Source organism: Myxococcus xanthus (assembly GCF_006402735.1).
In the GTDB taxonomy this organism is placed as follows: domain Bacteria; phylum Myxococcota; class Myxococcia; order Myxococcales; family Myxococcaceae; genus Myxococcus; species Myxococcus xanthus_A.
In genome coordinates this window covers 3,970,941-3,989,026 of the sequence record NZ_CP017174.1, presented here as the reverse complement: position 1 = coordinate 3,989,026, position 18,086 = coordinate 3,970,941, and the positions used below count along the sequence as shown (strand labels likewise).

Annotated in this window: 17 protein-coding genes; 10 read left to right on the top strand and 7 right to left on the bottom strand. The window is 69.1% G+C overall.

The annotated features are described in order from the left end of the window. Positions 1–2: 2 nt before the first annotated feature. Together recG and greA are read right to left on the bottom strand one after the other, a co-directional pair. Positions 3–2,900 carry an ATP-dependent DNA helicase RecG gene (gene recG / locus BHS09_RS16990; RefSeq protein WP_237080391.1) on the bottom strand — a complete coding sequence of 966 codons (2,898 nt, stop codon included), beginning with the start codon at positions 2,898–2,900 and terminating at the stop codon, positions 3–5. Positions 2,901–3,012: 112 nt separating this feature from the next. Next, on the bottom strand, positions 3,013–3,531 hold the full coding sequence (gene greA, locus BHS09_RS16985; protein WP_140791315.1) for a transcription elongation factor GreA: 519 nt from the start codon (positions 3,529–3,531) through the stop codon (positions 3,013–3,015). A gap of 185 nt (positions 3,532–3,716) precedes the next feature. Between greA and BHS09_RS16980 the strand changes: the two genes are divergently transcribed. The 6 genes from BHS09_RS16980 (at position 3,717) to BHS09_RS16955 (ending at position 10,052) form a co-directional block, all read left to right on the top strand. Next, a complete protein-coding gene (locus BHS09_RS16980) occupies positions 3,717–4,247 on the top strand; it encodes an FHA domain-containing protein (RefSeq protein ID WP_140791313.1) in 531 nt (176 codons plus the stop codon). A gap of 73 nt (positions 4,248–4,320) precedes the next feature. Continuing rightward, a complete protein-coding gene (locus tag BHS09_RS16975; RefSeq protein WP_140798368.1) occupies positions 4,321–4,725 on the top strand; it encodes an MGMT family protein in 405 nt (134 codons plus the stop codon). An 84-nt stretch (positions 4,726–4,809) separates the two neighbouring features. Continuing rightward, complete coding sequence (locus BHS09_RS16970; RefSeq protein ID WP_174258801.1) at positions 4,810–5,358, top strand: M15 family metallopeptidase; 549 nt, start codon at positions 4,810–4,812, stop codon at positions 5,356–5,358. A 123-nt stretch (positions 5,359–5,481) separates the two neighbouring features. Further along, positions 5,482–7,692 (top strand): DUF4139 domain-containing protein, encoded by a 2,211-nt coding sequence (locus tag BHS09_RS16965; protein WP_140798367.1) that lies wholly within the window; start codon positions 5,482–5,484, stop codon positions 7,690–7,692. Then, entirely contained in the window at positions 7,692–9,248 is a 1,557-nt protein-coding gene (locus BHS09_RS16960) for a DUF4139 domain-containing protein (RefSeq protein WP_140800692.1), read from the top strand. The genes BHS09_RS16965 and BHS09_RS16960 overlap by 1 nt, the downstream gene beginning before the upstream one ends. Before the next feature lie 93 nt (positions 9,249–9,341). After that, complete coding sequence (locus BHS09_RS16955) at positions 9,342–10,052, top strand: hypothetical protein (protein WP_237080390.1); 711 nt, start codon at positions 9,342–9,344, stop codon at positions 10,050–10,052. A 19-nt stretch (positions 10,053–10,071) separates the two neighbouring features. Here BHS09_RS16955 and BHS09_RS16950 read toward each other — a convergent pair whose 3' ends face one another. Both BHS09_RS16950 and BHS09_RS16945 read right to left on the bottom strand, forming a co-directional pair. Next, positions 10,072–11,199, bottom strand: a complete 1,128-nt coding sequence (locus BHS09_RS16950; protein ID WP_237080389.1) for an FAD-dependent monooxygenase — start codon at positions 11,197–11,199, stop codon at positions 10,072–10,074. A gap of 166 nt (positions 11,200–11,365) precedes the next feature. Continuing rightward, entirely contained in the window at positions 11,366–12,214 is an 849-nt protein-coding gene (locus BHS09_RS16945; protein ID WP_140796478.1) for an MBL fold metallo-hydrolase, read from the bottom strand. 104 nt (positions 12,215–12,318) lie between these two features. On the opposite strand from BHS09_RS16945, the gene BHS09_RS16940 reads away from it, so the two are divergent. After that, positions 12,319–12,813, top strand: coding sequence for a PaaI family thioesterase (locus BHS09_RS16940; RefSeq protein WP_140798364.1), 495 nt, complete (start codon positions 12,319–12,321; stop codon positions 12,811–12,813). 18 nt (positions 12,814–12,831) lie between these two features. Here the strand turns inward: BHS09_RS16940 and def are convergent, their stop codons facing one another. Together def and BHS09_RS16930 are read right to left on the bottom strand one after the other, a co-directional pair. Continuing rightward, on the bottom strand, positions 12,832–13,437 hold the full coding sequence (gene def, locus BHS09_RS16935; RefSeq protein WP_140791299.1) for a peptide deformylase: 606 nt from the start codon (positions 13,435–13,437) through the stop codon (positions 12,832–12,834). A 22-nt stretch (positions 13,438–13,459) separates the two neighbouring features. After that, the gene (locus BHS09_RS16930; RefSeq protein WP_237080388.1) at positions 13,460–14,173 is read right to left on the bottom strand and encodes a ferritin-like domain-containing protein; all 714 of its coding nucleotides are present in this window, start codon (positions 14,171–14,173) and stop codon (positions 13,460–13,462) included. A gap of 304 nt (positions 14,174–14,477) precedes the next feature. Between BHS09_RS16930 and BHS09_RS39400 the strand changes: the two genes are divergently transcribed. Genes BHS09_RS39400 through BHS09_RS16915 form a run of 3 tightly spaced genes read left to right on the top strand, consistent with a single transcriptional unit; the run spans position 14,478 to position 16,725 of the window. Then, positions 14,478–15,716: a TonB C-terminal domain-containing protein gene (locus BHS09_RS39400; protein ID WP_237078342.1), complete on the top strand. Its 1,239-nt coding sequence runs from the start codon at positions 14,478–14,480 to the stop codon at positions 15,714–15,716. Between the two features lie 17 nt (positions 15,717–15,733). Next, positions 15,734–16,213, top strand: a complete 480-nt coding sequence (locus BHS09_RS16920) for a hypothetical protein (protein WP_140798362.1) — start codon at positions 15,734–15,736, stop codon at positions 16,211–16,213. A 29-nt stretch (positions 16,214–16,242) separates the two neighbouring features. Beyond that, positions 16,243–16,725, top strand: coding sequence for an SRPBCC family protein (locus BHS09_RS16915; protein ID WP_140791294.1), 483 nt, complete (start codon positions 16,243–16,245; stop codon positions 16,723–16,725). Positions 16,726–16,740: 15 nt separating this feature from the next. Here the strand turns inward: BHS09_RS16915 and BHS09_RS16910 are convergent, their stop codons facing one another. Further along, positions 16,741–17,892 (bottom strand): fatty acid desaturase family protein, encoded by a 1,152-nt coding sequence (locus tag BHS09_RS16910; RefSeq protein WP_140791293.1) that lies wholly within the window; start codon positions 17,890–17,892, stop codon positions 16,741–16,743. Positions 17,893–18,086 lie beyond the last annotated feature (194 nt).

Here is an 18,086-nt window from a genome sequence, read left to right as displayed (position 1 = left end):
CCCTAACCCACCCGCGCGAGCGCGAGCCGCCCTTCCCAGCGTTCCTCGAGCGCCTTCACGAGGCCCTGGTTCTCCTTCGCCTTCATGTCCGGGTCCTTCTCCAGGATGCGCCGGGCCTCGGACTGCGCCATGGAGAGCAGGTCGCCATCCCGCGCCAGGTTGGCCACCGCCAGCTCGGGCAGGCCACTCTGGCGCGTGCCCAGGAATTCACCCGGGCCTCGAATCTCCAGGTCCTTCTCCGCGATGACGAAACCGTCGCTGCTCTGCTCCATCACCGTCAGGCGCTCGGCGGACTCCCAGGAGCGGGCGCTTCCGGCCACCAGGTGGCAGAAGCTCGCCGCCGCGCCGCGCCCCACCCGGCCCCGGAGCTGGTGAAGCTGCGACAGGCCGAAGCGCTCGGCGGATTCCACCACCATCACGGAGGCGTTGGGCACGTCCACGCCCACCTCCACCACCGTGGTGCAGACGAGCAGGTGCAGGCGCTTCTCGCGGAAGTCCTCCATGACGGAGTCCTTCTCCTCCGCCTTCATCCGCCCGTGCAGCAGTCCCACCTTCGCGTCGGGGAACACCTTCCGGAGCTTCTCCACGCCGCGCGTGGCGTCCTCCAGGTCCAGCTTCTCCGACTCCTCCACCAGCGGGTAGACGACGTAGGCCTGGTGCCCCTTGGCCAGCTGCGCGCCCACGGACTCGTAGACGAGCGCGCGCTGCTTGTCGTTGAACACCCGCGTTTGAATGGGCGTGCGGCCCGGCGGAAGCTGGTCGATGACGGACAAGTCCAGGTCGCCGTACAGCGTCATGGCCAGCGTGCGGGGAATAGGCGTGGCCGTCATCACCAGCACATCCGGCTTGGGCCCCTTGCTCATCAGCGTGTGGCGCTGGAGCACGCCGAAGCGGTGCTGTTCGTCGATGACGGCCAGGCCCAGGCGTTCAAAGGAGACGTCTGCCTGAAGCAGCGCGTGCGTGCCCACGGCCAGATGAATTTCACCTCGGGCCACGGCCTCACGCACCTGGCGCTTGGCCTTCGCCGTGCCCGCCGCGCTCACCAGGCCCACGCGGTAGCCCAGCGGCTCCATCACCTTGCGGAAGTTGCGCTCGTGCTGCTCGGCGAGGATTTCCGTGGGCGCCATGACGGCCACCTGGTAGCCGGCCTGCAGCGCGATGAGGGCGGAGACCATGGCCACCGCCGTCTTGCCGCTGCCCACGTCTCCCTGGACCAGCCGGTTCATGGGCTCCGGGCGCGCCATGTCCCAGCAGAGCTCCTCCACCACCCGCGCCTGCGCGCCGGTGAGCTGGAACGGCAGCGCGTTGCGCGCCTTCGCCAGCCGGGGCTCGGACACGTCGAAGGAGATGCCGACCTCCGCCTTCACGCCCTGACGCTTGAGCGCCATGCCCAGCTGGAGGAAGAACAGCTCGTCGAAGGCGAGCCGCCGGTGCGCGGGGCTCTGGTGCGCGTCGAGCGCCTCCAGGTCCGCGTCCCCTGGCGGGAAGTGGATGAAGCGCAGCGCGTCCGGCAGGCCCATCAGGTCCAAGCGGCGGCGCAGGTCCGCGGGCAGCGGGTCATCCAGTTCGTGCGCGTACTGCTCGCCCACGCGGGAGGTCAGCTCGCGGAAGGAGCGCTGCTCGCCGCGCTCGAAGCCCGGATACACGGGGACGATGCGGTTGAAGTGAACCGACGTCGTGGACTCGAGGTCCTCCGCCGGTTCGATTTCCGGATGGGGCATCTCCCGGCCCGTCATGGTGGCGCGGACCTCGCCGGAGAGGACGATGCGCTTGCCCACGGTGAACCGGCTCTTCAACCAGGGGCCCGCATTGAAGTATGTGGCGGCGATGCTGCCCGAGCGGTCCCCCACGACGGCGCGGAACATGCGCCGGCCCTGACGGCCCGCCACGAAGTCGGCCACCTTGACGATGCCCACCGTGACGCCTCGCTCGCCGGGCTCCAGTTCGGCGATGGTGCGCAACTGGCGGCGGTCCTCGTAGCAGCGCGGCAGCATGAAGAGGATGTCGCCCATGCGGCGCAGCCCCTTCTTGTCGAGCGCCGAGACGAGCCTGGGCCCCAGCCGCTTGCCCAGCGTCTTCAGCGGCGACGACAGCGGCCCGGTGCGCGGCGCGATGGAGAGGAGCTTCGCCTCGGAACGAGAGGCCTCCGCCGCGACCGCCCGCTTCTTCTTTCGCTGAGCCTTCTCCTTGCGCGTCTTCGCTCCGGGAACCGCCTCTGGCCCCGTGTCGAGCGCGGCCTGACGGGGACCCGGCTTCGCCCGAGACGACGGCGCGCCCTGCCGCCCGGTGGCGGGCTGCGGCGCGGCGACGTTCGACTGCGGAGGCCGCGTCGTCGGCGCCATCCGCGGTGGACGGGCAGACAGGAGGTCCGAGTCCATGCCGGCCTGACGTCCCCGCGGCCCATCAGGACTCATGCGCGGCATGGGGCCATCAACGCTGCTTCCGCGCGCAGGGGCCGCGGCTCCAGGCGAAGCCGGTCCTCGAGGCGCGTCTGGCCGCGGGCGCGACGTGGGCAGTGGCTCCGCCGACTTCCAGGGCGGCACATACCCCGGGGGCGTCGTGCCTCCCGCGCCCACCGGAGCGCCCTGCGTGGACCTCGGCCGAGCCGGAACCGCGCCCTCCATCGTCACGCCGTGCAGCTCCGCGGGCAGCTCCACACCACTGACCTTCAGCCCGGCTACGACTCGCCGCAGCGCGGCCTTGCGGCGCTCGGGCATGGCGTGGTCCACGTCGGGCAGCGCGGCCCTCAAGTGGTCCAGTGCCCGTGCATCCACGCCGCTGGCACCGGCAAGCGCGCGCTCCAACACCGGGCGCAACGACTTCACGGTGGCCAGCATCGCGAAGTCGCGCTGGCACACGTACCGGAGGGGTCCAACAAGGCTGGCGAGCGGGTGGTTCACGCGGGGGTTCCGCCGTACATCCTACGGAACGGGGATGACGTCTCCCACAAAACGAGACCGGGGAAGCGAGCCCTGGCCCGCTCCCCCGGCAACTCACTGCGGCTTCCGAGGTTCAGCTCTCGCTCGCCGCTGCCTCTTCCTCGGGCTCCTCGAAGCGGATCTCCTGGACTTCCAGCTCGCGCACGCCGCCGGGGCTCTGCACCGTGGCGATGTCACCCACCTTCTTGCCGATGAGCGCGCGCGCCACCGGCGAGGTGACGGCAATCCACCGCTTCTTCAGGTCTGCCTCGATCTCCCCCACGAGCCGGTAGCTCACCGGCTTGTCGGTTTCGGTATCGAGCAGGTCCACCGTCGCCCCGAAGATGACCTTGTCGCCGCCCAGCTTCGCCGGGTCGATGACCTCCGCGCGGGCAATCCAGTCGTTGAGGGTCAGAATGCGCCCCTCGATGTGCGACTGCTTCTCCTTCGCCGCGTGGTACTCCGCGTTCTCGCGCAGGTCGCCATGTGCGCGAGCGACCTCGATCTCGCGCGAGATCTTCCCCCGCTCGACGGACTGGAGGTGCTTCAACTCCTCCTTCAGCTTGCGCAGTCCGGACGGGGTCATCGGGATGTTGTCGCTCCCGCTGCTCATCGACACAGCTCCTTCCACCACTCCCAGGTTCAAGACGATGGAGGGCCGGCGCTCCTCTTCCGGAGCCCGGCCCCCGCGACCAAAAGCCCAATGTAAGGAACCACTGACAAGTTGGTCAATGAAACCCGTACAGGGAACGGGAGATGGGCTGGGCGCGCGCCCGTTGACCCGCTAGTCTGCCCCCCGTGCTGTCCGTCCAGGAATTGCGCGGGCTCGGTGCCGCCCTGCCCTCCAGTGCCTTCCAGCGTCAACTGGGGCCTTTCGCACTCATCCAGCGCCCGCCTTCCGAGGCCTCGACCGCCGTGCTCGCCCCCACCCGCATGGCGGCGCCCTCGGAAATCGAGCAGGGCATGCTGGCCTTGCTGTTCGAATTCGAACACCTGCGCGTGGCCACCCTGCCGCCGCTCAACGCCACCGACCGGCTGCGCATTGGCCGCCGCATGGACTGTGACCTGGTCGTCGACGACGCGTCCGTGTCCAAGATGCACGCGGAGTTGCGGTGGAACGAAGCCGACCAACGCTGCACCGTGCAGGACCTGGGCTCCACCAACGGCACCTTCCTCAACGCCCGCTCCCTGAGTGGCCGCGAGGCGGTGCTGCGCGACGGCGACATCCTGAGCGTGGGCAACGTGCAGTTCTGGTACCTGCTCACCCGCACCCTGCATGAGCGCCTGCGCGCGGGCGAGGCCACCGGGCTGGGCTCGCGCAGCGGCTGAGCCTTCCCCCGGCTGCGAGACCGCAAGGGTTGACGCCGCCCCCACGCCGTTTCCGAACGGGATAGGAGCCCGCATGTCCACACCGCCACGCGATGAGCGCGACTACTTCGAGCGCATCTACACCGTCACCCAGCAGGTGCCGCATGGGCAGGTGGCCACATATGGGGACATCGCCGTCATCGTCGGTGATGGCTGCGATGCCCGCGTCGTGGGACATGCACTGGGCGCGTTGGGCGCCCGCGCGGACAGCGTGCCCTGGCAGCGCGTCATCAACCGAACGGGTGGCATCAGCACCTCCGGTTACGGACAGCGCGAGGCCCTGGAGGCGGAGGGCGTCACCTTCGACGAGCGCGACCACGTCCAGATGGCATCACACCATTGGACGGGCCCCAGTGAGACGTGGGCCCGCGCACATGGGTTCCAGCCGTTGCCTCCGCGTGAAGTGAAGACTCCGGACGCACAATTGAATCTGTTCTGAACAGGCGCTCGCCTTCCCGTCTGCTTGCGTCGAGGCACAGACGCGCGAAAGTTCGGATTCCGGCCACGGGGCCGGCGTCCAAACATGTCGCTCGCGCTGCTCCGCTGGGGAGTCTTCATCCTCCTGTGCCTGTTCGCGCCCCAAGCCGTCGCCGGCGACGCAAAGCCCCGGCGAAGTGAGGCGAAGGGGGCTCGGCTCGTTCGTCTCAAGAACGGGCAGATGCTCCATCACGACGCCGCGGACGCATACCGGCGGATGAAGGCCGAAGCCCGCTCGAAGAACATCTACCTCTGGGTCCGCAGCGGCTACCGCTCTCCCGCGAAGCAGCGGCGGCTCTATGAGCGCTACCGCAAGGGCAAGGGGCCCCAGGCGGCACGACCCGGGCGCTCCAACCATCAGCGGGGCCTCGCGGTGGACCTGGTCATCGGCGGCGTCAAGACGCCGACCTATGACTGGCTCATGTCGAATGCATGCCGCTTCGGCTTCAAGCGCACGGTGCGCTCCGAGCCCTGGCATTGGGAGTACCGCCCGCGCAGCACCCGCGAGCCGGAGCCGGGGCGTGACTGCGTGGGCCGCCCCTTGAAGCGTCAGCGGACCCAGTCTCCGCCCGTGGCGAGCACCGAGAAGAGCTGAAGCGCGCTAGCTCCAATGCGGCGTGTCGTCAATCCGGCCCAAGGGCATCCCGACCTCACGGGTTGGGGCCTTTTGTCTGGGGGGACTGATTTTTATAAGACATCTCGATTACGGTGAGCAGCCATGCTCGTCGTCACATCGAACCTCGAAGCCGTCACCGTCCACGCGGAGGGGGCGCTTTGTACGCGGGGCGCCACGATTCCCACGGCGGGAGGGATGTTGCCCTCGCAGGTGCGAATCAATGGCCTGCCGCTGTCATTGCAACCCGGCTCGCTCCGGGCGTCCGTGGTGCACGGCCCGTCGGGACTCGTCGTGCGCGACCTTCGTCCCACCTATGACGTCCAGCTTCCGCCAGAAGTCGACGTGCCCGCGGAGCACCTCGCCTTGGAGGAAGCCGAGCACCGCCTCTCCGACCTCACCCAACAGCTCGCGCGCGTAGTTCAGGAGTTGGATGCGCTGTCGAAGCTGTCCCCTGGGTTCCCGCCCCGGCCGAAGGAAGCGCAGGAGCCCAGGGACGCCCCCGTGTCCGCGATGCTGTCGCTCATGTCCTTCGTGGACACCGAGCTCGCCGCGCTCCATTCGCGGAAGCTGGACCTGGAGCGGCAGCAGCGTGACGCCGAAGCCGAGCTGCGCTTGCGGCGCGACCGCATCGCCGAAGCCTCTTCGTCCGTGCGAGGCCAGCGCGCTCTCGTGTACCGCGCGGTCGTGCTGACGCTGTCGGGCCCCCTTCCCGCGGACCAGGGTGCGCGGCTCGCGCTGGAGTACGCCGTCCAGGGGGCGCGCTGGGTGCCCACCTATGACTTGCGCCTGCCGCGCACGCTGGAAGAGGGAACGCTGCGAATGCGCGCCTCCGTGCTCCAGCGCACCGGCGAGGACTGGATGGGGGTGAAGCTCGCCGTCTCCACCGCGGACCTCGCCCGGCACGCGGAGGTCCCCGAGCTGAAGGCGCTGCGCATTGGCCGCCATCAACCGCCTCCCGCGCGTTCGGGCTGGAGGGAGGCGCCACCGGGGCTCGAGGAGCTGTTCGCGGGCTACGACGCCACGCGGCCGCCCACGCCGGTTCAGCCCGAGGTCCGCGCCGAACCCGAGCCCATGCCCGCCGTCCTCGATCAGCCCCAGAAGAAGAACAAGCGCAGTGCCGTGCCCATGGCGCCCGAGCCCGACTTCGCCATGGCAGGAGCGGCCGCGCCACCGCCTCCGCCGGCGGCGGCCCCTCGAAGTGCTCCAATGCGCCCCAGTGCCGCTGCCCCCGAGGAAGAGGAGACGCGAGCGCGATCGCGAGGCGGTAGCCTGATGTCGCGCGCGCGCCGACCGCCACCTCCGGCCGAGCTCGAGGAAGCGCCCGAGAGCTCATTCGACGATGACGAGGACGGGCTCAGCATGGATGCCGCTTCGCTGGGCGGTGGCGGTGGTGGTGGCGAGCGAACACCTCCGAGGCAGGAGCCCTCCGACACACTGCTGGACTACGACCGCCTGACCATGCCGCCCGCGGATGACCTGAGCGCGCGTGGCAGGCTGCAACCGCGCCCCGGGCACCTCACCCGGGAGCTGGTGGCCCTTGCGGAGGTCCACGCGCAGATCGACATCACCGTGCGAGTCGCCCTGAGTCTGCAGGAGACCTCTTCCATTTGGGCGGCCCCCGCGCCGGCGTGGACCCAGCCGCCACGCACGTCCTCGCCTCACTTCGATGCGCGCTTCGATGTGGAGACGCGCGCGGACGTGCCTTCGGACGGAGCGTGGCACACCGTGCCGGTGCTGTCGGTGCCAGTGGGGCTGTCCGCGGAATACGTCTGCGTCCCCTCCGTGGAGCCGCGTGCGTTCCGCACGGTGCGCGTGGAGAACCGGACGCCGTATCCGCTGCTGGCAGGTCCCGTGGACGTCACGCTGGAGAACGAGTTCCTGATGACGTCTCCCCTCCCGACTATGGCCCCAGGCTCGACGCAGCGGCTGGGGCTCGGCGTGGAGGAGTCCATCAAGGTCGCGCGCAACACGCGGTTCGACGAGGCGACGGGCGGCATGTTCGGCGGCTCGACGATGCTGACGCACCACGTGTCGGTGGAGCTGGCCAACCGCCTGAGCAATCGCATCCTGGTCGAGGTGTGCGAGCGCGTGCCCACCGTCCCCATCAGCACGGAAAAGGACATCAAGGTGGAGGAATTGGAAGTGGCCCCGCTCTGGCAGAAGCGCCTGCCCTTGCCCGGTGAAGCGAAGGTGGAAGGCGAGCGCGCGTGGCGCGTGGTGCTCCAGCCAGGTGAAGCGCAGACGCTGAAGGCGACATGGACCGTCAAGATTCCGGGCAACAAGATGCTCGGCGGCGGCAACCGGAGGACATGATGGGCACCCCTTTCATCCTGCCCGTGGTCAAGGTCACCGTCCTCGAGGACCGGGCGCTCGTCGAGCGGCGGGGGGAGATTCCCCTGTCCGTGGGAACGCAGCGCCTGGTCATCCAGGGACTGTCCCCGCTCGCCGTGGACCGCTCACTCCAGGCGAAGGTCGCGGGTGGCACCATCTCCCAGGCACGCATCCGCCGGGCGACGAAACCACAACCGCCCGAGGCCGAGCGCGAACACCGCACGGCGCTCGGAAAGCGCGTCGCGGAGCTGGAGCAGGAGCTCCAGCGCATGGTCGCGGACGAAACCCGAATGGCGGCGCGGCTGCGGCTGTTGGACACCGCGCGCGCCGATGTCCACCGCGCCATCTCCGAGCAGGCAGGCGCCGGACAGTCGCGGCCGGAGACGTGGCGGGAGCAGTTGGAGACCATGCGCCGCGAGCAGCTGTCGGCGGACTCGGCGCTCCGTGAGGCTCAGCGCCGGACGCTGCGACTGCGGGAGCAGCTCGACGCAGCACGGGCCTCGCAGACGGCAGTCGAGATCCTGGAGCCAACGGTCGACGTCCAGGCCGAGCTGGAGGTGGGCCACCCCACGGGCGGGCCCGCCACGCTGTCCGTCACGTACCTGGTGCCCTGCACGGCCTGGCGGCCTTCCTACCGCGCCACGCTGTCTCCCGAAGCTTCCGGTGAGGCCGTCACACTGGAGTGCGAGGCCGTCGTCTGGCAGCGCACCGGTGAGGAGTGGAAGGACGTGGAGCTGGCGTTCTCCACCGCGCGGCCCACGCTGGGCGCCACGCCGCCGCGGCTCCAGGAGGACCGGCTGTGGCTGCGGGACAAGACGGAGCGCGAGAAGCAGGTGGTGGAGGTGGCCATCCGTGAGGAGGTCATCCAGACCGCGGGCGAGCCCGGCTCTGCCCGGCGGGAGGATGCGCTGCCAGGCATGGACGACGGAGGTGAGCCGCTAACGGTGACGGCCCCGCATCGGGCCAGTGTGCCACCGGACGGCGAGCCCTACCGCGTGCCCCTGTTCCAGTTCACCGCGCCCGCGGCATCCGAGCTGGTGGCCATGCCGGAGCAGTCCCCCCTGGTGCACCGAGTGGCCCGGTTCGACAACACGGGCCCCACGGTGTTGCTCGCGGGCCCCGTGAAGCTGGTGCGTACCCACGGCTATGTGGGGCGTGCGCAGCTGCGTTTCACCGGCAAGGGTGAGCGCGTGAAGCTGGGCTTCGGGAGCGAGGACGCGCTGCGCGTGGCGCGAACGGAGGACGTGGGGCGGGAGACCAGCCGGCTCACCGGCCGCAAGGTGACGACGCACAAGGTGCGGCTGTTCCTCTCCAACATGGGCGCGAAGGCGGTGCCGGTGGCCATCGAGGAACGGATTCCCGTCTCCGAGGTGGAGTCGGTGGAGATACAGCTGGTGAGGGAGCACACGAAGCCCGCGCCCGCGCGTGTCAGCGAGGATGGCATCGTCCGCTTCGAGCTGACGGCGTCGCCCCGCTCGCAGCAGGAGCTGGCGATGGACTACGTGGTGACGAGCGCGGCGAAGGTGGCCGGGCTCTGAGCTGGCTCGGGTTCCACCGCGAAACAGCCCTGGGGGGCCGGGACTTCCGCCATGGTTCAGGCGGCAGCATTCATCCCCCCGGGAGGAAGCCTCATGAGCGTCACTCGCGCGGTGTCCACCTTCGGCTTGCTGGTGTCTGCCTGCCTGTGTTCTCCGGCCCTGGGGGCAGCGCCGTCCCCGGAGCAAGAAGCGACGCTCCCGCCGCCACAGCTCGCGGTGGAGGTCGGTGGGACGCTGTCTCCAATGCGGCATCCCGCGACGGAGGTGCCGACGCTGCGTTCACGGGTGAAGACGGTGAACGCCCGAAGCGGAGCCGCGCGCCTCTCCGGCGGGCTCCACTTCAACCTCGTCCGTGGCTCCGAGCGGAGCGACTGGTGGTGGACGAACGGCATCGACTGGTACCTGGCGGGTGGTGACGTCCAGGTCCTGGCGCTGAGGCCGGGGCTGGAGAAGCGGTTCTCGCTGACACGAAACGTGACGCTCGGGGTGAGCGCGTTCGGCAGCGCGGCGGAGGTCTCACTGCCCACGGGGCAGATTGGTCAGGTGCAGCCAGGGGAGCCGGGCTACACACCCATTGGCGGCAACAACTTCTACGAGGGCCGCATACGCAAGTGGGCCTTCGGCGCGGGCGGACTGGCTGCGATCCAGGTCAAGCTGAGTCGCTACATGCATGCTCGCGTTCATGGGGGCTATACGCACTACTTCGAACAGGCGTACGGGCTTCAGCCGACTCCTGATGCGGCCGCGTTCACGGTTTCGCTCGACGGCCCGTTCGCGGGGGCGCTGCTCGGACTGAACCTCTAGAAACCGCTCCTTGAGCGCCCTACGCGGCGTCGCGCACCAACTCTCGGACCTGCCGGGCGGCGAGCCCTTGAGGCACGAGTTGGAAGAGCGCATTGCGAATGAAGCGCCCCGCTGAACTCTCCCACTGGGCCACGCGCCCCAGGCTCCAGGAACGCGTCACGAAGCTGTTGGCACGCGCGAGCCGGCGTTGCTCGTAGGCCGCCAGCGCCGCGTCCACGGGGCCCTCCCCGGCCAGCAACTCCGCCAGCACCACGGCATCCTCGATGGCCTGACACCCGCCCTGCCCCATGTTGGGCGTCATCGGGTGCGCGGCGTCTCCCAGCAAAGTCACCCGGCCCCGGCTCCAGCGGCTGACAGGCGGCCGGTCGTGGATGTCCGTGCGGATGATGTTCGCTTCATCCGTCGCGGCAATCAGGTCCGCGACGGGCGCGTGCCACCCGCCGAAGATGGACTGCAGCCGGGCCCGTGTCTCCCCGGGAGCATCCTGCCCTCCAGCCGGCGCATTCTGCGTGGCGAACCAATACGTTTGTCCGAAGCCGATGGGCACCACACCGAAGCGCGCCCCCGGGCCCCACGTCTCTGAAACAAATCCCGGCGTCGCGCTCGGGACGTCTGAGCACACGCCCCTCCAGCTCGTGTAACCCGAATAGCGCAGCGGCGCGTCGCCCAGCAGCGCCCCACGCACCACCGAGCGCAGCCCGTCCGCGCCCACCAGCGCATCGCCCGTCACCGAGCTGCCGTCCGACAACCGCACCGTCACTGTCTGGCCGTCGTCGTGAAACGCCGTCACGGTGAGCCCCAGCCGGACGTTCTCCTCCCCGGCATGGGCCAGCAGCACGGACTGGAGCCGCGCCCGGTGGATGCACACCAGGGGCAGCCCCAGTTCCTCCTGAATCCGAGTCACCGGAAGCCGCGTGAGCGCCGAACCCGACGGCTTCAGGATCGCGCTGTCCGTGGGACACGCACCGGCATGGACCACCTCGTCACACAGACCGATGCGGCGCAGGGCCGCCGTGGCGTTCATCTGCACCGTGAGGCCCGCGCCCACCCACTTCAGGGCATCGGAGCGCTCGAAGACGGTGACGGAGAGGCCCGCGCGCCGAAGCGCGCAGGCCAGCGTGAGTCCACCAATTCCAGCCCCAGCCACGAGAACATGCCTGGGCGATGACGTGCTCATGCGCCGCGATTTAACAGGTATGCCGCGGCGAGTCGCGATTCATGTGCAACGCAGTGACGGGAGGTCAGTGCAGAACCACCGCCACGTCGTTGCCGTACCGGGTCTGGCTCTCCGACACGTACTTCACGGGCGCGGCTCACCCGAACCAACGGCCCGCTTCGGGAGCGAAGACGCGGACGCGTTCGGCCAGCGACGGCGGCAGTCGCGCGCGCAACGTGGCGTGGACGGATTCAGGAGGAAGCGCCTGGCTGAAGTGCATGAGGACCAGGGCCTCGTTGCGAAACTGGTCCGCGCGCGCGAGGAGTTCGTCCAGGTGGAGATGCGCCTTCGCCTGAGCGTCCTGCACGGAGTGGCGCGCGTCGACGAAGGTGCACTCGAGGATGAGCACTCGCGAGTCGAACAAACTCGGCTCCGTGTCCAGGACGCGGGACACGGTGTCGGTGGCATAGGCCAGCTCCAGCCGCTCGACTTCGTCGAAGAGCGCCTCGCCCGCTTGCCTCCGCCTGGCGATCTCCTGGGGCGGCAGAGACTGGTGCTCGGGACGGAGCTTCGCGACACGGCGGAAGAACTGATACCCGAGCGACGGCACCGGGTGATGCGTTCGGAACGCGCGGACGAACAGACCTTGCCCCAGGGGCCGCACGTCCCCAGGCAGCATCGGCACCGTGTGCACCTCCATGGAGGTGTGATGCAGCCGCGACATCACGGCGAGCGACGCCTGGACGTTCTCCTCGATCTCCGCGGGCAGGAAGACCTGGGGTGCACCCTTGCCGATGAGCCGACGGATGCCGAGCAGAGAGCCCAGCCCGCTGGCATGGTCCGGGTGCGCGTGGCTCAAGAAGATGCGGTCCGAGCCACAGAAGGAACGAATGGGCAGCCCCACGTCGAGCACCACGTCCAGCTCGGGTACCTGGAGCGACGTGTACACGCCACCCACGGACACGCCTCGGACTGTGTAGGGACCTGCCTGGACTTCAGTGAGCATCGACACGGACACTATCCCGGGCCCTGGTCGAGACACGCGACGAAAGGCGCCTGCTGGGCCAGGATGTGCGCATCGTTGCACCTCCCCTCCAGTCAGGGCCCCACATGGAAACCTCATCTCTCCAGGAAGTCGTCGCGCCGGAAGGCATCTGCTACGGCTGCGGCAGCAAGAACCCTCACGGCCTGCACATCCAGAGCTACTGGGATGAGGACGGCATCCACGTGGTGGCACGCCACACGCCCGATGCCCGGTACAGCGGCTGGCCGGAACTCGTCTACGGCGGCCTGATTGCCATGCTGGTCGACTGTCACTCGAACTGGACGGCCATGGCGTACCACTACCGCGCCGAAGGCCGCTCTCCTGGCAGCTCGCCTGCCATTGAATGCGTCACCGGGAGCCTGGGCGTGAAGTTCATCAAACCCACGCCCATGGGCGTCCCGCTCACCCTCCGTGCACGCGTCGAGGGCGAAGTCGGACGCAAGAGCCGAGTCCTCTGTGAAGTCTTCGCGGGCGAGACGCTGACCGCGGCGGGTGATTCCATCTTCGTCCGCGTCGACACGGCCCAGTTGAAGGCCGCGGCGCACGGCCGCGAAGGCTGACGCGAAAGACGTCGTGCCCTACCCCTTGTCGGGCACTGGCAGCCCCAGCTCGGCGCGCAGCTCCGCGGTGCTGCGCCCCGCCTGGTACCGGCGATGGTTCTCCGCGGTGGAGAAGCTCCGTGTCTCCATCCGGTCCACGTAGAGCGTGCCGTCCAGGTGGTCCAGCTCGTGTTGGAGAATGCGCGCGTACCAGCCCCGGGCCTGGACCGTCACGGGCTGGCCGTGTTCATCGAGTGCATCCACGCGCACGGCACTGGCGCGGGGCACCAGGGCCGCGAAGCCCGACACGCTCAGGCACCCTTCGTGGAACTCCGCGGGTGCCGCGTCCTCCACGACCAGCCTGGGATTGATGAGCACATGGAAGGGCACGGGCTTCCGTCCTCGCGCTGCCAGCTCTCTCTCCGAGAGGCCCGCCTGATACTCGGCCCGGTCCTCGATGACGATGACTCGCAGGCCCACGCCCACCTGGGGCGCCGCCAGCCCGACACCGGGCGCGTCCCGCATCGTGTCGCGCATCTGCTCGATGAGCCGTGCCGTCTCCGGGCTGGCAAGCTCCTCCGGCGTCAAATCGCGCGCCTTCCGACGCAGCACCGGGTCCCCTGCCTGGACAATCTTGAGCACCATGCCGCCAGCGTAGCAGGGCCCGCTACGCTCCGGACTGACGACGACGCTCCACCCACTGCCGTCCGGGAGTGGTGTCCACTCCGCATCGTTCCAGCCCGGGAAAGACGACGTCGTGCAGGGCCTGAATGAACACCTCGCTCTTGCGCGCATGCGGCAACACGCCGTGCGCCAGGAGCATGGAACCCTCCGCATCGGACAGGCCCTTCGCGAAGAGCCTGGGCGACACGCTGTCCTCCAGCATCTCAGGCAGGTACGGCGACAGGAATGCCACGGAGCCCGATTCGGCGGCATGCGCGAGGTAGGCCCACCCCAGACGGCTGTGCGCGACCTCGTCCCGAAGGATGTCTCGAAGCACCGCGCGCACCCGGGGTGGTCCGTCCACGGCCAACACCGAGGTCAACCCGGCCGTGCTCTCCGTCTCCGAGATGCAGCAGGCGGCGACGACTTCGTAGAGCACGCGCTCGCGGAAGCTGAGGTCTTGCGGAGCGGTCTCCCGCGCCTCCAGGGGCACCGGCGGCATCACCTCTTGCCCGTAGGTGCGCGCCATCAGCTCGCACATGCCCGCGTGGCGCCGTTCGTCCTCCGACGCGCGGCGCGCGAGTTCCACCAGCGTTTCGGGCGTGGCCAACTGCTCGAGCGCTCCTGCCAGCCGGGCGAAACGCAGCCCCGCGGCCAGTTCCTCCTGCCTGCGGAAGACCCAGGTCTCCGCGATGAACTGCCGGAGCGCGTCTGGCATCGTTCTCCCCGGTCTCCGGAGCAAGCGCTGGTCGGCCGGACAGCCATCATCAGGAGCGTTGTTCATGGTGGCCTCGAAGCACTGAGCGTAACCGACGCGCGAGACAGACCGCGCGAAAGGAATCGCTTGTCGCAGTGAGTCATCGCGTTGGGCACCCCACGGTCGCAGCCCATGCCCTGATGGGGACTGTACGCAATGTCGCGCACGGCGGGACGTAGACGTGTCCAAGCCAAGATCCGTGCCGGTTATGCTGGCGGGACGTGGAGGCCCCGTCCCGGGGAGCGTGGGAGTCGAGATGCGGCGAATGCGACGACTCGGCGGGGCCGCGCTGGCATCGCTCGTCATCCACGTGGGGCTGCTCATGCTGCTTGGGTCTGTCGACCCGCCGGAGCGTGCGCCTCGCCAGGCCGTCACGTCGAAGCCGCTCTCGGTGGACATCGTCACCACACCGCCCGTCCTGACTTCTCCACCGCTCGTGGGGCAGCCTGCACCTTCGGCGTCCACGCCTCGTCCCAAGGGAAAGCAGGTGAGAAAGACACCGGCCGGGGATGGCCTCGCCGCAGCGCCATCCCCTGCCCCTCCCGAGGCACCCGACACTGCTGCTGCGCCGGAGACCACCGCATCGCCGCCGGACGCCCCGCGCAGGCCGCAACAACTCCAGGCTGGCGCCGATTCCCTGCCCTCGTTCCTGGTGCCAGGAGGAGCGCCGCTCGCCGGTCCGAAGACACCGAGTGGACGCACGTTGCGTCCTGGCGACCCGGCACCTTCCCGTGAGCAGCTCGCCGCGCAGGAGGAGGCCACCGTCGCGGGGCGTGTGGAGGAATTCATCGTCGACGATCAGGCCCAGCTTCGCGTCGCCAACGGTCTCATCGACCCGTATTTCAGCCGCCTTCGAGAAGCGCTTGAGAAGGGCCTTGAAGATGCGCCGGTATTCCCAGGCACCAGCCTGGTGAATCAGGCAGGGACCGCCTGGGCTTCCCGAGCGAGCAGCTTCGGAGCGACTGGAAATCCAGGAGCCGGCCCACCGCCGAAGGCGCCCACCACGACCGAACGTCTCTATGACATTCAGCAGCGCGCCGGAGACGAATCCATGGAGCGGCCGCGCCTCTTCGCCCAGGCGGGTCAGGAGCTCCAACATCTGGCCACGGGTGGCGGCTCAAAGCTCGTCGTGACGCTGGAGCTGACGCAGGAAGTGGATGGCACCCTCCGCGATGCGAAGCTCATCTCGCTGAGTGGCAACCCGGCCTACGACGCCTACGTCCTGAACGCCATCCCGGCGTCACTGGCGAAGCTCGCTGGGCCACCCGCTGGCGCGCGCGGTGTCCGAGCCGACGGCATCCATACCTTGTGGGCCGTGGAAGGCCGCGTCGTGTACCTGCGCAAGCTCAAGGAACTGAAGGGACAGGACGCCTGGTACATCGCCGCGACGAGCGCTGCTGGCATCCTGGCCGGACGCTTCGAGGAGACGACGGGCGAGGTCGAGGTCATCGACTTCCGCAACCCGCGGTTCGTGTGCCGGTCCCACTTGTTGCGCGTCTACTGATGCTAGGCTGACGCGCCATGGCTCGTCGCAAGAAGGCCGATGAAATGGCCTCCCGCGTCCGAAACCTGCTCGCGATGGACGCCGCGGGCATCATGCGCAGGCTCGATGCCCGCCGGGATGAGATGTTCGCCCTCTTCTCCCGCCTGCGCAGCCGCGAACCGCTCCTGGGCACCATCGCGTCACGGTACGCCGACGGCGCGTTCGACCAGCTCATCCACCTGCCCGAACAGGAACAAGCCGTCGTGGACCACTTCTACGGCCGCCTGGACGAACTGCGCTGGTACTTCACGTACACCGAGGACATGCCCGGCACCGCCCAGGTGATCTTCTCCAAGCTGCACAAGCGGCTGGAGGAGTCCTACCGCGTGCTCGTGGTGACGCTGGGCCCACCGGTTCCGCCAGATGGCTCGCGCGTGGTGGATGTCGAGGCCGTCCGGCACGACGCCGCCGAAGCGCCGCCGCGGAAGACGCTGACACGCACCACGCGGCGCGCGTAAGCCGCACCGCTCACGAACAGGATGCCCCCGTGACGAACACGACAGGCCCCGGGAAGAGAACCGACACGGCTTCGCGAGTCATCGCGGCCTCGCCAGAAGCCCTCTACCGGGCCTTCGTCGAGCCCGCGGCCGTGGCGACCTGGCTCCCACCGGAAGGCATGAAAGGCCACATCCACGCGTTCGAGCCACGCGCGGGCGGGACGTACCGGATGACACTCTCCTACGACAACGCGGACCACACCGCGCCCGGGAAGACCTCCGCGCACGAGGACGTCGTCGAGGGCCTCTTCGTGGAGCTCGTCCCCAACGAACGCGTCGTGCAGCGATTCGAGTTCGAATCGGACGACCCCGCCTACGCGGGCACGATGACCATGACCTGGACGCTGACGCCCGTCGCCGGGGGCACGCGCGTCACCATCATCTGTGTAGACGTGCCCGAAGGCATTCGCCAGGAAGACCACATCGAGGGACTGACCTCGACCCTGGCGAACCTCGCGGCCTACACCGAGTAGCCGAACGTCCCTCCCTCACGCCGCGGGAGCAGGCGCTGCGGCCACTCCGGCATCACTGGCCTGGCGCTTCGGCGCGAGCTTCCGCATGGACGTCTTGCCCACCACGACGTCCACCATCTTCTTCGCGCGGGTCCAGACGCTCTCCTGCACGTAGGGGATGCCGTACTTCTCGCAGAGCGCCTTCACCTGCGGCTGCACCTCGCGGTACTTCAGCATCGGCAGGTCCGGCCAGATGTGGTGCTCAATCTGGTAGTTCAACCACAGGTGGGCGAAGTCGTTCAGGTCCCCGCCCGTGCGGTAGTTCGCGCTGCCAATCACCTGCTGCACGTAGCGCTCGCCACGGCTCTCCGGCTTCGAGTCGAACCGGTACAGGTCCTCGCCCGTGTGGTTCGGCCCCACCACCAGGAACGTGTGCAGGCTGGTGAGGATGTCCGCCATCACGGAGTTGCAGAACGCGCTGAACGACGCCCACGGCCCCAACACCAGGTAGAGCGCCGGGAAGAGCCCGAACTGCACGGCCGAATACGGCAGATAGCAGCTCAGCAGCAGCTCCTTCAGCTCCTCGCGCGTCAGCTCCCCACCCTTGCGCCGGCCCTTCCGGCGCAGCGAGCTGAGCGTCTCCGGCGCGTAGTAGCTGGCCCGCCACGTCAGCGCGAGCAGCGCGAGCTGCACGTACCGCAGCGCCAGCGAGCGCTCCGGGTTGCGCAGCGTCCCCTCCGCGTTGCGCTCCAGGAGGTCGGGGTCCGCATCCTCTCCAGTGTGCGAGTGGTGGAGCACGTTGTGCTCGTACACCCAGGCCTCCGGAAGCATCCAGTCGAGCCAGTCCAGATAGCGGCGGCTCCCCTTCGCGAAGCCCTTACCCGTGCGAGACGCCGGAAGCCCCGGCACCCGGTCATAGCCCCGGTGCCCCACGTGGTGCATCAGCAGCCAGCGCGTGGAACGCCCCACACTGAGCGCCGCCGCGCTGAGCGGGTTCGGCGCCAGCCAACAGGTCGCCGCGCCCAGCGCGGTCGCCGCCCTGCCCCAACGCTCAATCTTCCGGAGGTGCGCCGCATCCGCCTCGCCCAGCGATGCGTCCAGTTGCTCACGCAACGCCTTCAACTCACGGTGAAACCCCTCCACGTCCACGGAAGAAATGTCGAAGTCGGGGGCGGCCTGGGACGGCATCAAGGGCTCTCCTCGGTCACGGTGGTGGCGCGGGGGAAAGGGGGGGCAACGGCTCGGCGCGAACGGTAGCCGCCAGGGTCCGCGGGCGTCCAGCCACGCTTTTCCCTCGGCCCCTGCTTTCGAACGAGGCCATGCGGAGGCACGAGGCACAGGTTATACCCCGCGTCCTGATTCCGGCCCACGGGGTGGCTCCG

Excerpts from the sequence above, each read along its gene's own strand:
- greA (WP_140791315.1), bottom strand. The coding sequence starts at position 3,531 with ATGAGCAGCGGGAGCGACAACATCCCGATGACCCCGTCCGGACTGCGC.
- BHS09_RS16975 (WP_140798368.1), top strand. The coding sequence starts at position 4,321 with ATGTCCACACCGCCACGCGATGAGCGCGACTACTTCGAGCGCATCTAC.
- BHS09_RS16970 (WP_174258801.1), top strand. The coding sequence starts at position 4,810 with ATGTCGCTCGCGCTGCTCCGCTGGGGAGTCTTCATCCTCCTGTGCCTG.
- BHS09_RS16965 (WP_140798367.1), top strand. The coding sequence starts at position 5,482 with ATGCTCGTCGTCACATCGAACCTCGAAGCCGTCACCGTCCACGCGGAG.
- BHS09_RS16960 (WP_140800692.1), top strand. The coding sequence starts at position 7,692 with ATGGGCACCCCTTTCATCCTGCCCGTGGTCAAGGTCACCGTCCTCGAG.
- BHS09_RS16955 (WP_237080390.1), top strand. The coding sequence starts at position 9,342 with ATGAGCGTCACTCGCGCGGTGTCCACCTTCGGCTTGCTGGTGTCTGCC.
- BHS09_RS16945 (WP_140796478.1), bottom strand. The coding sequence starts at position 12,214 with ATGCTCACTGAAGTCCAGGCAGGTCCCTACACAGTCCGAGGCGTGTCC.
- BHS09_RS16940 (WP_140798364.1), top strand. The coding sequence starts at position 12,319 with ATGGAAACCTCATCTCTCCAGGAAGTCGTCGCGCCGGAAGGCATCTGC.
- def (WP_140791299.1), bottom strand. The coding sequence starts at position 13,437 with ATGGTGCTCAAGATTGTCCAGGCAGGGGACCCGGTGCTGCGTCGGAAG.
- BHS09_RS16930 (WP_237080388.1), bottom strand. The coding sequence starts at position 14,173 with ATGCCAGACGCGCTCCGGCAGTTCATCGCGGAGACCTGGGTCTTCCGC.
- BHS09_RS39400 (WP_237078342.1), top strand. The coding sequence starts at position 14,478 with ATGCGACGACTCGGCGGGGCCGCGCTGGCATCGCTCGTCATCCACGTG.
- BHS09_RS16920 (WP_140798362.1), top strand. The coding sequence starts at position 15,734 with ATGGCTCGTCGCAAGAAGGCCGATGAAATGGCCTCCCGCGTCCGAAAC.
- BHS09_RS16910 (WP_140791293.1), bottom strand. The coding sequence starts at position 17,892 with ATGCCGTCCCAGGCCGCCCCCGACTTCGACATTTCTTCCGTGGACGTG.